Origin of the sequence: Cellulomonas composti, assembly GCF_007990245.1 — a bacterium.
Classification (GTDB): Bacteria; Actinomycetota; Actinomycetes; order Actinomycetales; family Cellulomonadaceae; genus Cellulomonas; species Cellulomonas composti.
The window spans coordinates 33279-47092 of the sequence record NZ_BJWG01000017.1 but is presented as its reverse complement, the minus strand read 5'-3'; the positions used below and the strand labels follow the sequence as shown (position 1 = coordinate 47092).

Annotated in this window: 10 protein-coding genes; 2 read left to right on the top strand and 8 right to left on the bottom strand. The window is 73.8% G+C overall.

The features are described 5' to 3' along the window. Positions 1-55: 55 nt before the first annotated feature. From CCO02nite_RS14890 to CCO02nite_RS14875, 4 genes are all read right to left on the bottom strand, one after another. Positions 56-2266, bottom strand: a complete 2211-nt coding sequence (locus tag CCO02nite_RS14890) for an LAVTG motif-containing sortase-dependent surface protein (RefSeq protein ID WP_146843963.1) — start codon at positions 2264-2266, stop codon at positions 56-58. Positions 2267-2358: 92 nt separating this feature from the next. Continuing rightward, a complete protein-coding gene (htpX, locus tag CCO02nite_RS14885) occupies positions 2359-3237 on the bottom strand; it encodes a zinc metalloprotease HtpX (RefSeq protein ID WP_146843962.1) in 879 nt (292 codons plus the stop codon). 69 nt (positions 3238-3306) lie between these two features. Further along, a complete protein-coding gene (locus CCO02nite_RS14880; protein ID WP_146843961.1) occupies positions 3307-4689 on the bottom strand; it encodes an FAD-dependent oxidoreductase in 1383 nt (460 codons plus the stop codon). A gap of 300 nt (positions 4690-4989) precedes the next feature. Further along, positions 4990-7155 carry a carbohydrate-binding module family 20 domain-containing protein gene (locus CCO02nite_RS14875; protein ID WP_246117581.1) on the bottom strand — a complete coding sequence of 722 codons (2166 nt, stop codon included), beginning with the start codon at positions 7153-7155 and terminating at the stop codon, positions 4990-4992. A 265-nt stretch (positions 7156-7420) separates the two neighbouring features. Here CCO02nite_RS14875 and rarD point away from each other — a divergent pair, with 265 nt between their 5' ends. Next, positions 7421-8332, top strand: coding sequence for an EamA family transporter RarD (gene rarD, locus CCO02nite_RS14870; RefSeq protein ID WP_146843960.1), 912 nt, complete (start codon positions 7421-7423; stop codon positions 8330-8332). A 6-nt stretch (positions 8333-8338) separates the two neighbouring features. On the opposite strand, the gene CCO02nite_RS14865 is transcribed toward rarD, so the two are convergent. The 4 genes from CCO02nite_RS14865 to eccD are packed head-to-tail and all read right to left on the bottom strand — an operon-like array spanning position 8339 to position 13142. Next, positions 8339-9109, bottom strand: a complete 771-nt coding sequence (locus CCO02nite_RS14865; protein WP_146843959.1) for a PP2C family protein-serine/threonine phosphatase — start codon at positions 9107-9109, stop codon at positions 8339-8341. Then, positions 9106-10374 (bottom strand): S8 family serine peptidase, encoded by a 1269-nt coding sequence (locus CCO02nite_RS14860; RefSeq protein ID WP_186812725.1) that lies wholly within the window; start codon positions 10372-10374, stop codon positions 9106-9108. The genes CCO02nite_RS14865 and CCO02nite_RS14860 overlap by 4 nt, the downstream gene beginning before the upstream one ends. Next, the gene (gene eccB, locus CCO02nite_RS14855; protein WP_146843957.1) at positions 10371-11774 is read right to left on the bottom strand and encodes a type VII secretion protein EccB; all 1404 of its coding nucleotides are present in this window, start codon (positions 11772-11774) and stop codon (positions 10371-10373) included. Before eccB ends, CCO02nite_RS14860 begins: the two co-directional genes overlap by 4 nt. Before the next feature lie 18 nt (positions 11775-11792). Next, on the bottom strand, positions 11793-13142 hold the full coding sequence (eccD, locus tag CCO02nite_RS14850; RefSeq protein WP_146843956.1) for a type VII secretion integral membrane protein EccD: 1350 nt from the start codon (positions 13140-13142) through the stop codon (positions 11793-11795). 347 nt (positions 13143-13489) lie between these two features. On the opposite strand from eccD, the gene CCO02nite_RS14845 reads away from it, so the two are divergent. Then, positions 13490-13801: a WXG100 family type VII secretion target gene (locus CCO02nite_RS14845; RefSeq protein WP_146843955.1), complete on the top strand. Its 312-nt coding sequence runs from the start codon at positions 13490-13492 to the stop codon at positions 13799-13801. Positions 13802-13814 lie beyond the last annotated feature (13 nt).

Here is a 13814-nt window from a genome sequence, read left to right as displayed (position 1 = left end):
TCCGTGGGCGGTGGGGGTGTCCGTGGACGGTGGGGGTGTCCGTGGACGGTGGGGATCAGCGGGTCGGGCGGCGGCGGATCAGGAGCAGGGCTGCGCCAGCGGTGAGCAGGACGGCGGTCAGTGCGGCGAGTCCCGGCGCGCCGGCCGCACCGGTGACCGCCAGGTCCGGGTCGTCCGGCGCCGACGTCGGCGTGGGTGTCGGCGCCGGGCCCGAGGTCGGGGTCGACGTGGGTGTCGGCGTCGGGGTCACCGTGGGCGACGGGGTCGGCGTCGGGGTCGGTTCGACGACGACGACCGCGCTCGCGGTGTCGTCCGACGTGCTCTCGTCGTCGCAGACCGCGCACGGGGTGACGGTCGCGGTGTTGGCGAGCTCGCCGGCCGCGTCGGCGACGCCGGTCACGACGATCGTCGCGGTGCCGCCGGCGGGCAGGTCGACCGACGTGTCGACGTCACCGTCGCCCGCGGGTTGTTCGCACGGCACCCCGTCCGGGTTCTCGCAGGTCCAGGAGGCGTCCGCGAGGCCGTCCGGCAGGACGTCGGTGACGCGGGTGGCCGGGGCGGGAACGTCTGCGGCGTTGGTCACCTCGATCGTGAAGGTCACGTCGTCGCCGACGACGGCCCCGGCCGGGCCGGTCTTCGTGATCGACAGGTCGACCGGCACCGAGCAGGTCCCGGTGGACTCGTCGGAGTTGTTCGCCGTGACCAGCTCGCGCCGCGCGCCCGAGACGGTCGCCGTCGTGCGCAGGTCCTGCGCGATGCACGCGTCGAGGTCGCCCGTCACCGCACCGGACACGGAGAAGCCCTGCGACTCGCCCGACGTCATCAGGCCGAGGTCGCACGTCAGGGTCGAACCGGCGACGACACAGCCGGGCACGTCGACCGTCGCGGGGTCGACGACGGGCGGCAGCACGACGACCACGCGGTTGCCCGGTGCGTCGCCCAGGCCGAGGCTCTCGACGTCGACCGTCCAGGACGCCGTGCCGCCGTAGACCACGGCGGCCGAGTCCGGCGTCAGGGTCACGGCCAGGTCCGGGAAGTCGAGCACGGTCGTCGTCCACGTCGCCGTGTTGTCGGCGAGCGCGGTCTCGGTGCGGTCCGCGGGTGCGGTGATGCTCGCGGTCTGCGTCAGGGTGCTGCCCGCGAGCGCGTCCGGGACGGTGGCGGTCACCTCGATCACGACCTGACCTGACCGCACCAGGTCGACGAGCAGCTCCTCGTCGGAACCCGAGGCGGGGCACGACGAGGCACCCACAGCCGTGCAGGTCCACGAGACGTCCGTGACGCCGGCGGGCAGGCCCAGGTCGACGGTCGCGCCGGTCACCGGGTTGGTGTCGTCGTTCGTCGCCGTCACGGTCCACGTGGCGCTCGTGCCCGGCTCGACGACCGCGGGGCCGTCGGTCGTGATCGCGACGTCCGCCGCGGCGGTGGCCTCGAGGTTCGAGACCTCGTAGTTGTTCTGCGCGCCGCCGGTGGACGCCGAGAAGCCGAGCATGAAGCGGGCCGGCCGCGCAGGCTGGCCGCGCACGGGGACCGGCGGGGTCGCGCCGGGGTCGGCGGCGGGTTCCACGGTCCGCACGTCGACCTCGTCGAACACGGTCACGCCGTCGAGCACGACGGTCAGCGTGATCGAGCTGTTCGGCGCGGGGCGCACCTCGAGGTGGACGTGGCGCGGGGTGGTCTCGGTGGTCTGGATCGTCGCGGGCACGCGCGCGAGCACGGGCCACTGCATCGGACCGGTCGCGCCTGCGGCGCCGCGCAGCACCACCGAGTTCGCAAGGCTCGCGTTGAACGGCCCCCACGACCCGGAGTCGGTCGCGAAGTTGCCGGCGTTGTCGAACCCGACCGCGACGTAGCCGCCCTGCTTGCCGGCGTAGCCCGCCGCGCCGCCGTTGATGCCCAGGTTCGGCGCGACGGCGGCGTCCTGCAGGAAGAACGTCATCGCGTCGCCCGGGTTGCCGCCGCCCCACGCACCGAGGTCGAAGTCGACGTCGAACGCGACGTCCGAGTCGAAGCCCTGCGCGAGCGTCGCGTCACCCTGGACGAAGTTGGTGGCCGGCGTCAGGCGCAGCGCACCGTCGACGAACGCCGCGACGTTGGTCGCACCGCCGGGCAGCACCCACGAGTCGCTCGCGAAGCCCGTGGCCAGCGGCTCGTCCACCGGGAACGGGTCCGCGGGCGGGTCGGCGGCCGCGACGGGTGCGGCGACGGCGAGCGCGACCAGCGCGGCCATTCCGACGAACGTGGTCCACAGCCGGGTCCGGGGCATGGGCGACCTCCGAGTACGCGGCAGCCTCACCGCAGTTCCCCGATCCTAACCAGCGCCCCCCGGCGCACGGCATCCCCGGCGGCCGACGCCGATCAGTAGCGCGTGATGCCGTCCTGGGTGCCGGCCTGGGCCTCGAGCCGCGCGATGCGGTCCGCCATCGGCGGGTGGGTCGAGAACAGCCGTGCCGCGCCCGCCGCGTTGAACGGGTTCGCGATCATGAGGTGCGAGACGTTCTCGAGCTTCTGGTCCTTGGGTAGCGGACGCGCCCGGGTCCCCGACTCGAGCTTGCGCAGCGCTGACGCCAGGGCCAACGGGTCGCCCGTGAGCGACGCGCCGTCCTCGTCGGCGTCGTACTCGCGCGTGCGGCTGATCGCGAGCTGGATCATCGTCGCGGCCAGCGGCGCCAGGAGCAGGAGCAGCAGACCCGCGAGCGGGTTGCTGTTGTCCCGACGGTCGCCGCCGAACCAGAACGCCATCTGGGCGAGCGACGTGATCACGCCGGCGACCGCGGCGGCCACCGACGACGTGAGGATGTCGCGGTTGTAGACGTGCTGGAGCTCGTGGCCGAGCACGCCGCGCAGCTCGCGCTCGTCGAGCAGCGTGAGGATGCCCGCGGTGCAGCACACGGCAGCGTTGCGGGGGTTGCGGCCGGTCGCGAACGCGTTGGGCGCCTGCGTGGGGGAGACGTACAGGCGAGGCATCGGCTGACGCGCCTTCGTCGAGAGCTCCCGCACGATGCGGTACATCGCGGGCTGCTGCGCCTCGGTGACGGGCACGGCCTTCATCGTCTTGATCGCGATCTTGTCCGAGTTCCAGAACCCGACGAACGTCATGACGACGCCGAGCACCGTGAAGAACCACAGGAACTTGGGCGTGCCGCCCCCGAGCAGCCAGCCCATCAGGAGCAGGACGGCCCACATCACGCCGAACAGCAGCGCGGTCTTGAGCCCGTTGAAGTGGTGGTGCGTCATGTCCGTCCTCGTCGTGCGTGGTTCGGGTCTTCCCGGCACAACGTACGACGAGAAGGGCCCGTTCCTGCCTCAGCGCGTCGAGCTGCGCCCCAGAGACACGTCGACCATCTCCTCGCGCGGGACGACCTTGACGCGCTCGCGACCCTGCGCGGAGCCGAGCTCGCGCTCGTACGCGTCGAGCAGCTCCCAGCCGGTCCACTGGATGACGTCGACGCCGCGCGACGCGAGGAAGTCCGTGACGGCGTCGGGCTCGCGGTCGACGGCCGTGTAGAACGCGTCGCCGCCGGCCGCGACGTCCTCGCCGAGGTGGCGGATCGTCTCGGACGCGTCGGACTTGGTGTGGCCGATGAGGCCGACCGGGCCGCGCTTGATCCAGCCGGTCGCGTACACGCCGGGCAGGGGCTCGCCGTCGACGTCGATGACGCGACCCTCGCGGTTGGGGATCACACCCGCGACGTCGTCGAACGGGATGTCCACGAGCGGCGAGCCGAAGTACCCGACCGCGCGGTAGACGGCCTGGACGGGCCAGTCGTGGAACTGACCCGTGCCGGTCGAGTTGCCGTCGCCGTTGAGCGCGGTGCGCTCCGTGCGGATCGCGACGACCTTGCCGTCCTCGCCGAGGATCTCGGAGGGCTTGTGCAGGAAGTGCAGGTGGATCCGGCGCGACGCGGTGAACTCCTCGGGCTCCTTGAGCGTCCAGTCCGTGAGGGTCTTGACGACCTGCTTGGTCTGGTTCGACGAGTGGATCGCCGACATCGAGCCCTCGTCGAACTCGAAGTCCTCGGGGTAGACGACCACGTCGACGTCCGGGACGTGGCCCAGCTCGCGCAGCTCGAGCGGCGAGAACTTCACCTGCGCGGGCCCGCGACGCGCGAACACGTGCACGTCGGTGACCGGGCTCGCCTTGAGGATGTCGTAGACGTTGCCCGGCACCTCGGTGGGCAGCAGGTCGTCGGCGTGCTTGGCGAGGATGCGCGCGACGTCGAGCGCCACGTTGCCCGCACCGATCACGGCGACCTGGGTGTCGTCGAGCGGCCAGGTGCGCGGCACGTCCGGGTGACCGTCGTACCAGGAGACGAAGTCCGCGGCGCCGTAGGAGCCCTCGAGGTCCACGCCCGGGATCGGCAGCGCGGCGTCGCGGATCGAGCCCGTCGAGAAGATGACGGCGTCGTAGAACTGGCGCAGGTCGTCGAGCTTGAGGTCCGTGCCGTAGTCCACGTTGGCGAGCAGGCGGATGTCGCCGCGCTCGAGCACCTTGTGCAGCGCGACGATGATCTGCTTGATGCGCGGGTGGTCCGGCGCGACGCCGTAGCGCACGAGGCCGAACGGCGCGGGCAGGCGCTCGTACAGGTCGATGCTGACGTCCAGCCCGGTCTTGGCCAGGATGTCGGACGCGTAGATACCGGCAGGGCCGGCGCCGACGACGGCGACGCGCAGGGTCGGGGTGCTCACGGGGCAGACCTTCCGATCGGGACCAGGGCCCTGCCGGCCCCTCGTGCTGCGGCGCCCCTCGCAGCGGCGGTCACGCAGGCAGTCAGGGGCAGTCACGGCGGGCAGGGCGGTGCTGGCGCCAGTTTAGGGGCCCCACGCCCACGCCTCGGACACCGTGGCCAGCATGCGGACACCGTGGCCAGCATGCGGGCACACGAACGGGGTGGCGTCGGCACCTCCACGCGCCGACGCCACCCCGCCCCGGGACCGGGCCGCCGCGGAGGTGGCGGACCCGGCCGGTCGATCACCGCACCCGGGGCGTCACCCGCGCCACGTGTCGGTGAGCGTGAGGGTGCCCGTCGCGGGCACGGTCACCGTGCGGTTGGACCCGCTCTCCCACGTCACGGCGCCGCTCGCGTCCTTGCGGACGTACTTGTACTGCACGGCCGTGCCCGCGGGCAGCGTCACCGACGCGCGCCACACCGGGTAGGTCGCCGACGAGAGCGCGACGGCCTTCGAGGTGTCCCAGCCGCCGAGCGCCGCGGCGTCGCCGACGACGAACAGGTTCTGTCCCCACGACGTCGTCGCCGTGACGCCGAACGAGACGGCCGCCGTGCTCGCGGTCGGGCTGCTCGTCGGCGAGGGCGTGGCGCTGGGGCTCGTCGTGGGCGTGCTCGTCGTGCCGCACGGGTCGCTCGTCGTGACCACGCCGCCGGAGACCGCCGCGACGGACCCGGACAACGTGTAGTCACGCGAGCCGTTGTTGTCCCAGCTGCCGTTGCCGTCGGTGAACGCCGCGGTCACCGTCGCGCCGTTGCTGTCGACGGTGCGCTGCACCCAGCCGGTGCACGCGGCCGACATGAGCTCGCCCGGGACGGTCGTCCACGCGCCGGTGCCGACGCGGTAGTGGATCCGGTACGCCGACCAGCCCTTCGTGGTCGCGTAGTAGACGGTCAGGTCCTGGCCGGTCGGGGTCGACGTGGACGGGCTCGGCGAGCTCGTCGTGCCCGGTCGCGCCCCGACGTGCAGCGCGACCGCGCCGTTGGCCGGGACGGTGAACGTCGCGTTGCCCGAGCCGTCGACCGTCACGGTCGTCCCCGTGCACGACGACCCGGCGGAGCCGCCGATCACGTCGCAGTACTGACCCGCGGGCAGCTTCGTCGTGAACGTGCGCGTGAGGGCGTTGCCCGTCCGGTTGATCGCGACGTACCCCTTGTCCCCGCGGGCGAAGGCGATCTGGTCGTAGCCGTTGTCCCACCAGGAGGTCACGGACGTGCCTGCCACCGCGTTGCGGAACCCGACCATGTGCGCGGTCTCGTTCCACCGGTGCGCGCACGTGAACGCGCCCGAGGCGCAGACCGCGTCGTTCACCTTGCCGTTCGACTGCTGGGGTGCGCCGGCGTTGTTGTCGGAGAACTCGTAGCCGGAGTAGACCGTCGGCCAGCCGTACGGGTAGGCGAGCATGAACACGTTGGCGAGCCGGTAGGTCGAGCCGTACTTGTAGTTCAGCGTCTCGCCGTTGCGCTCGGTGTCGTGGTTGTCGACGAACACGCCCGCCTTGTCCGAGGGCAGCAGCCACGACGCGCCGGACAGGCCCTGCAACGACGTGAGGTTGCCGCCGTTGAAGACGCTCTTGAGGTTGCGCGCGTAGTTGAACTCGTGCGAGTCGCCGATGCCCAGGTACTCGCTCGGCTGCACGGGCTCACCCGAGGCGCCGATGACCTCCTGCACGATGTAGACGCTCTGGTCGGAGACCTTCGCCTTGATCGCGGCCAGGTCTGTGGCCGAGATGTGCTTGGCGGCGTCGACACGGAACCCGCGCACGCCCAGCGAGATCAGGTCGTTGAGGTAGTCCGCGATCTCCTGGCGGACGTACTCGCTGCCCGTGTTGAGGTCCTGCAGCCCGACGAGCCGACAGTTCTGCACCTGGTCGCGGTCGCCGTAGTTGCTGATGTCGGTGCGGCACGAGTGGAAGTCCTGCGGACCGTAGCCGCCGGCCGGACCCGGGTAGGTCTCCGTGGAGAACACGGTGCCCGCCCAGCCGGTCCCGCCCGTCTGGCCCGACATGTGGTTGATGACGACGTCCGCGATGACCTGCACGCCCGCCGCGCGACAGGTGTCGATCATGGCCTTGTACTGCGCGCGCGTGCCCAGCTTCGACTCGATCTTGTAGCTGACGGGCTGGTACGAGGTCCACCACTGGCCGGCGAGCACGGGGTGCTCCTGCGGCGGGGAGGTCTGCACCCAGGCGTAACCGTCGGGGCCGAGGTGGTCGGTGCACTCGCTGGCGATCGAGGTCCACGTCCACTGGAACAGGTTGACGCCGACGTTGCGGTCGCCCGACGGGGCCGCTGCGGCGGGTGCGGCGTGGCCGAGCGACGCGGCGGCGAGGCCCGCGCCGAGCGCGAGCGTCGCCCCGAGCATCGCGGCGAGCGCGCCGCGCCGGCGCGTGCCGCTCGTGGGTGGGGGCTGCGGGGTGGTGCGCACGGTTCACTCCTCCTGTCGGGCCGACGTCGTCGTCGACCAGGCCTGACCGCCGCACCGTCGCGACGGCCGCACCGGCCGGGGCCGGCTTCGGGGGCGCCGCGCCCGACGAGCGGGCGAGGAGGAGGTACCGGACGCCGGGCGTCCGGGCGCGTCCCCGTGGTCTGCAACTCCATCGCAAGAGCGATGAAAGTTGCTGCAAACGGACAGTAGGGGCGTCGGGGCCCGTCGTCAACAGGTGGCGCCGCGCGCGGTCTAGGGTGCGCAGGTGAGCGACGCCCCCGACCGACGCGGCCTGACCGCGGGGATCGGCGCGTACGTGCTGTGGGGGTTGCTGCCCCTCTACTTCACCGTGCTCGCGCCCGCGACCGCCGACGAGGTCGTCGCGCACCGCGCGGTCTGGTCGCTGCTGTTCTGCTGCCTCCTGCTCGTCGTGACGCGCTCGTGGCGCGCGTTCGTCGTCGTGCTGCGCGACCGCCGAACGCTGGGACTGCTGGCCCTCGCCGCGGTGCTGCTCGCGACGAACTGGCTCGTGTTCGTGTTCGGCGTGCAGTCGGGGCACGTCGTCGACGCGTCGCTGGGGTACTTCGTCAATCCGCTGGTGACCGTCGCGCTCGCGGTGCTCGTGCTGCACGAGCGCGTGCGGACCGTGCAGTGGGTCGCGCTCGGCTGCGGCGCAGCGGCCGTCATGGTGCTCACGGTCGGCTACGGCCGTGTGCCGTGGATCGCGCTGACGCTCGCCGTCTCGTTCGGGCTGTACGGCCTCATCAAGAACCGCGTCGGTCGCACCGTCGGGGCGATGCCCGGCTTCGCGGCCGAGACGCTCGTGCTCGCGCCGGTCGCGCTGGCGTACCTGGCGTGGCTGGGCGCCTCGGGTCGAGGCACGTTCGTCGGGAACGGGGTGGGGCATGCCGCGCTGCTCGCGTTCACCGGCGTGGTGACGACGGTGCCGCTGCTGCTGTTCAACGACGCCGCGCGGCGGCTGCCGCTCACGGTGGTCGGGCTGCTGCAGTACATCACCCCGACGATGCACTTCGTCATCGGCGTGCTCCTGCTCGACGAGCACATGCCGCCCGCGCGCTGGTGGGGGTTTGCGCTCGTGTGGGTCGCGCTCGTCGCGCTCGCGGTCGACGGGTGGCGCACCGGGCGCGCGCAGGTCCTGGCGGCCCGCGCGGGGTGACGCCGCTCAGCCGGGCAGGTGGGCCGGCGCGTCCACGACGATCACCGTGACGTTGTCCCGCGCGCCCGCCGCGAGCGCCGCGGCGACCAGTCGGTCCGCGGCCGCCTGCGGGTCGTCCAGCGCCTTCAGCTCGGCCTCGACGCGCGCGTCGGGCAGCGCGTCGGTCAGGCCGTCCGAGCAGACGAGCATCCGGTCGCCCGGGCTCACGGGCAGCAGGAACACGTCGGGTTCGACGCTGGAGGCTCCCCCGCCCAGGACGCGGGTCACGACGTGCCGCCACGGGTGGCGCGCGGCCTCGTCGGGCGGCAGCAGCCCGTCCGCGACGAGCTCGGCGACCTCGGAGTGGTCGCGCGAGACCTGCTCGAGGACCGCGCCCGCCATCCGGTACGTGCGCGAGTCACCCACGTTCACGACGAGCCAGCACGGCGCACCCGCACGCCGCGTCACGACGACGCCGGCGAGCGTCGTGCCCGGCCGGCGATGACCGCTGTCCGCGAGCGCGCGGACGCTGTCGTGCGCCGCCGCGACGGCCGCCCGCACGTCCTGCTCGGACACACCCGACGGTGCGCCGGCCTGCGCCGCGGCCGTCGCGTCGTCCGCGAGCGCGCGCAGCGCATCCACCGCGGTCGCGCTCGCGACCTCGCCCGCGTCGTGGCCGCCCATGCCGTCGGCGACGAGGAAGACGTCGTCCTGCGCGAGCGTCGCGTCCTCGTTGGTCTCGCGTGGCCCCGCAGCCGACGCCACCCCGAACCGCAGGCCGGGCAGCACGGCGCTCATCGCGGCACCGGTCCGCGCGCCCCTGCCCGTGCACGCGCTCGTGCCGGGCGCACGAGCCGCCACGCGAGCGAGCACGACGTCACCGCCGCGGCCGCGACGAGCAGCCACCACGCCGAGGACGAGCTCGCGCCGGCCAACGGGTCGACGTCCTCGACGACCGCGACCGAGCCCAGGTCGACCGGCGCGGTGTCGGCCCGCGGGTGGGTCGGGCTCGTCGGACCCGGTGCGGTGCCGTCGTCGACGAACGCGAGCGCCGCGTCCGGGCGGATGACGCCCCAGCCGATCGAGTCGTCGCGCGTGTCCGCACCCGGACGCGCCGCCGTCGCCTCGAGCCGGTACGTCCACTGCTGCGGGTCCTCGTCGGGGTAGCGCTCGGCGAGCAGCGCGGCAGCCGCGCTCACGTACGCGGTCGCGAAGCTCGACGAGGGCGTGTCGCTCGCGAGCACGCAGTCGCCGCCGCCCGGGTAGGCGGACACGACGTCCTGCCCCGGCGCGGCGACGTCCACCTGCGGGCCGCGTATCGACGCGTCGGTGGGGGCGAGGTCACGGTCGACCGCGGCGACGCCGAGCACGCCGGGGTAGGCCGCGGGGTAGCGCGGGCCGTCGCCCTTGTCGTCGGCCGTCTCGCGGTTGCCCGCGCTCGCGACGACGAGCACACCTTCCTGCGCCGCGTGCTCGACCGCGCCGCGCAGGTTCGCCGAGTCCTCGAGCGTCGACATCGAGACGTTGACCACCTGCGCGCCGTGGTCGACCGCCCAGCGGATGCCCTCGGCGATCCGCGCCGGCGTGGGTGCGACGCCCTCGTCCTTCGCGCGGTCCCCCTCGTCGTAGAAGACCCGTACGGGCAGCACCTTCGCGTCACGCGCGAGCCCGACGACGCCCGAGCCGCGGATCTTGCGCGCGGCGATCGCCCCGGCGAGCGCCGTGCCGTGACCGAGCGCGTCGGCCTGGCCCGTGGTGTCGGCGTCCAGGCCCACCAGGTCGACGCCGGGCAGCACCGCGTCCGTGAGGTGGGGCGAGGTGGCGTCCACGCCCGAGTCGACGACCGCGACGACGACGCGCGCGCCCGTGGCGACCTGCCACGCCTGCGCCGCCGAGAGCTGCGCGAGTGCGGGCGGGCGCTCGAGGGTCAGGGTCGCGGGGCCGTCGCTGCACGCGACCGCGTCGGCGGCCCGGGCACCCGGTGCGATCGCCGGGGTGACCAGCAACGTCACACCGCACACCGTGGCCAGCGCGCCGGCGACCGCGCGCCCGACGCGGCTCACGACGTCCCCAGGTCCAGCGCGGCCTCGGTCGTCAGGTCCGGGCCGGCCGGGAACAGCGCCGTCCACGCGGGCGGCACCGCGCGCACGTCGGCGGGCACGTAGCCCAGGCGCGCGAGCGTCTCGTCGTCGGCGGTCGGCAGCGCGAACAACCGGCCGGTCTCGTCGACCAGACCGTGCACGCCGGCCCCACCCGTCGTGGTGCGCGCCACCACGAGAGCTCCCGCGCCGGGCGCGACGTGGATGCCGGCACCCGGGCTCGTGTCCGTGGGCGCTGGTACGGCGACCAGCTGCACCGTCGCGTCGGTCGTCGCGTCGGTCGTCGCGTCGGTCGTCGCGTCGGTCGTCGCGTCGGTCTCCGTGCCGGAGGCTGTGCCGGTCCGTGCGCCGCCCGACGTCAGGAGCACGCACGGCACGAGGTCCGCGGGGAGCGGCTCGACGGGTTCGGTGGGCCAGTCGGCCGGGCCGACCGGTCGGCCTGCGTTGGGCAGGCCCGCGATCTGTGCCGCCGTGACGTCGATCTCGGTCGCGTCCTGGCCCGAGCCCAGCTCGTAGAGGCCGAGCGCGAACTCGCTCAGCGGCGCGAGACCGTCCTCGACCACGACGAAGGTCCGCTCGCCCTGCCCGACGCCGGACTGGCGCACGACGGTCCCGATGCGCACGTCGCCGAGCTCGTCGGGCGCGTCGACCCGTTCGCCGGCTCCGTCCACGGTCAGGGGTGTCAGGTCGGAGCCCGCGGGCAGCAGGTTGAGCCACGCCGCGGTCGTCTCGACCGGCGTCGTGGTGTCCAGCCCGAGCGCGCGCAGCACCGCGGTCTCCTGCTCCGGGTCGACCAGGTGCCGCAGCCCGTCGACGACGAGGTAGGTCGCGTCGTCGACGCGCACGAGCGCCGACGAGGCCGGCACCGCGCCGACGTCGATCCCCACGGAGGTCGACACGCCGTCCTCGGCCACGCACGCCGTCCACCCGGTACCGACCAGCGCAGCACGCGCGGGTGGGGCATCGGGTGCGTCGACGATCCCGATCTCGGGCCCGCGGGGTGCGTCGGCGATGTCGTCGGCGTCGACCTGGATCACGGCGAACGTGCTCGACGGCACCGCGAGGTACGCGCTCGTCGCGTTCCGCACCGGGTGCAGCACGCCGTCGATCGCGACGTACCGTGCGCCGTTGTCCGTCACGACGAGCTTGCCCTGGTCCCAGCCGTCGGGCAGCGTCGGCTGCAGCAGCCCCCAGGCCAGCGACCCGAGCACCACGACGACCGTGAGCAGCAGGCCCGCGACGACGCCACGCATCGGCTTGGTCGGTTCGAGCTCCTGACCGCCCGGGGCGCCGCTCGAGAACGCGGTCAGGAGACGACGCCGGCTGTACGCCTGGGCCTCGACGAGGTCGCGCTTGGACGCCATCGCTCGTGCCGGGCCCGCTCAGACCAGTCCGGCGGCGACGACGCCGAGCGGAAGCAGCGAGGCGAGCGCGAGCATCTCGAGGACGTCGCCGAGGCGGGTGAGGGCGATCCGGCGGCGCGGAGCGACGAGCCCGACCCCGACGAGGACCGCGGCCGCGACCGTCGCGAGCGCGACGAGCGTGCCGCGCCGCTCCGGGTGGATGACCGCCGCGACGAGCACCGTCAGCGCGAGCCCGACGATGCCCTCGGCGACGACGAGGAGCACGTCGGCGCGCGGGTAGGACTGCCGCGTCGCGAGCAGCAGACCGACGAACCCGACGACGAGCAGCAGCGTGCCGGCCGTTCCGGCGCCCACGACCTCGGGCGCCGCGAGGAGCGCGAGCACCCCGACGGCGACCCGGAGCGCCACCTGCAGCCGGATGCCGCTATCGAGCTGGCGCCGCACGACCTGGGCGTCGATCGGTGCCGGGTCGAGCAGGATCTCCGCATCGGACCGGGGCGAGACCACCCGCAGCGGTGTGCTCGCGAGCGCGAGCCACGGCACGCCGATGCTCGCGGTGAGCACCACGGCCACCACGATCGCGAGCACCTGCGACGGCTGCGCGTCGGTCGTCCCCACGATCAGGCCCGTGACGGCGAGCGCGAACCCGAGCCCGGTGGGCGCGATCGTGAGCTCGCGGTGCTCGACGAGTGCGGGGATCGCGAGCAGGCCCGCGAGGACGAGCGCGCCGCCGGCCGCGGCGGCGGGCCAGCCCCAGCCGGGAGCCGCGGTCCCGGCGGTCAGGCCGGCGACCGCGGCGGGGACGCCGGCCGCGAGCACCAGGACGTGGCCGGCCGCCGGCTCCCGTCCGACGCGCGCGACGACGGCGCCCGAGACCAGCACGAGCAGCGCGCCGACCGCGGCCAGCACGGGCGGGAACGGGTCGGTGGGGCCGGCCGCGAGCAGCAGCAGCGCGGCGGCCACGACCAGCGCCACCGCGCCCCAGGCCGCACCGAGCGCACTGTCGCGCGGCGTCCACGGCCGGTAGCGGTTCTCGACCGCGTCGGCGACCGCCTCCACGACGTCGTCGTACACGCGCGGCTCGGCCCGCGACGCTCCGGTCTCCAGCGTGAGCACCGAGCCGTCGAGGACCCCCTCCGCCGTGAGGCTACGGGCAGGGTCGAGCACGACGCCGTCGACGGTGACGAGGTGGTACCCGCCGTAGACGGTGGCGGTGTCGAGCAGTCCGAGCGCGCGGGCGAGGCCGGGCACGACGTCGACGACGGCGACGGTGCCCGGCACGCCGAGGTCGATCCGCCGCGTTCCCGCGGCGACGGTCACGCGCAGGATCGTGCCGACGGGCCCGGCGGGCGCGCTCGACTCGGTCATGCGGCGTCCTGCCTCTGCTCGTGGTCGCTCGGGTCGACGTCCGGTGCCCTGCGGGGCCCGGTCGCCCGCCAGCATAACGACGACGGGCATCCGCGGCCGACCGTCGTCCGCAGGCCTGTGGAGTTCGCTCTCACATCGCCTCGTGTCACCCGAACGGGTGATCGGCGCCGGCCGCGTCCCCCTTTGTCCACAGATCGCCCCCGGCTGGGGCGGCGCCGGGATGTCCGATTCGGTTATGGTTCCACCGGTTCGAGATCGCCGGGGAGTTGCCGGTGGCAAGGGCTGACGTGCCCCGTCCGGGGTGCGTCCGGCATCGGCCCGATGGGGTCGGGCACGGGGGAGGTGTCATGGCAGCAGAGGTCTCCGCGGCCGACGGTGCGCTCAAGCAGGGCGCCGACGTCGTCGCACGCACGCGCGGTGAGCTCCAGGGCGAGCTCAGCTCGCTCGAGGGCAAGCTCGCCGGGATCGGCTCGCACTGGCAGGGCCAGGGCGCAGTCGCCTTCAACCAGCTCATGGTGCGGTGGCGCGATGACGCGTCGAAGATCGTGTCGGCGCTGAACGAGTTCGAGCAGAACCTGCTGCAGTCGCAGTCGTCCTACACGGCGAGCGACGACGCGCAGCAGTCCGTCTTCACGCGCCTGTCCGGGCGCCTGGGCTGAGAGGGGGAGTCCC

Excerpts from the sequence above, each read along its gene's own strand:
- eccD (WP_146843956.1), bottom strand. The coding sequence starts at position 13,142 with ATGACCGAGTCGAGCGCGCCCGCCGGGCCCGTCGGCACGATCCTGCGC.
- CCO02nite_RS14890 (WP_146843963.1), bottom strand. The coding sequence starts at position 2,266 with ATGCCCCGGACCCGGCTGTGGACCACGTTCGTCGGAATGGCCGCGCTG.
- CCO02nite_RS14865 (WP_146843959.1), bottom strand. The coding sequence starts at position 9,109 with ATGAGCGCCGTGCTGCCCGGCCTGCGGTTCGGGGTGGCGTCGGCTGCG.
- eccB (WP_146843957.1), bottom strand. The coding sequence starts at position 11,774 with ATGGCGTCCAAGCGCGACCTCGTCGAGGCCCAGGCGTACAGCCGGCGT.
- htpX (WP_146843962.1), bottom strand. The coding sequence starts at position 3,237 with ATGACGCACCACCACTTCAACGGGCTCAAGACCGCGCTGCTGTTCGGC.
- CCO02nite_RS14845 (WP_146843955.1), top strand. The coding sequence starts at position 13,490 with ATGGCAGCAGAGGTCTCCGCGGCCGACGGTGCGCTCAAGCAGGGCGCC.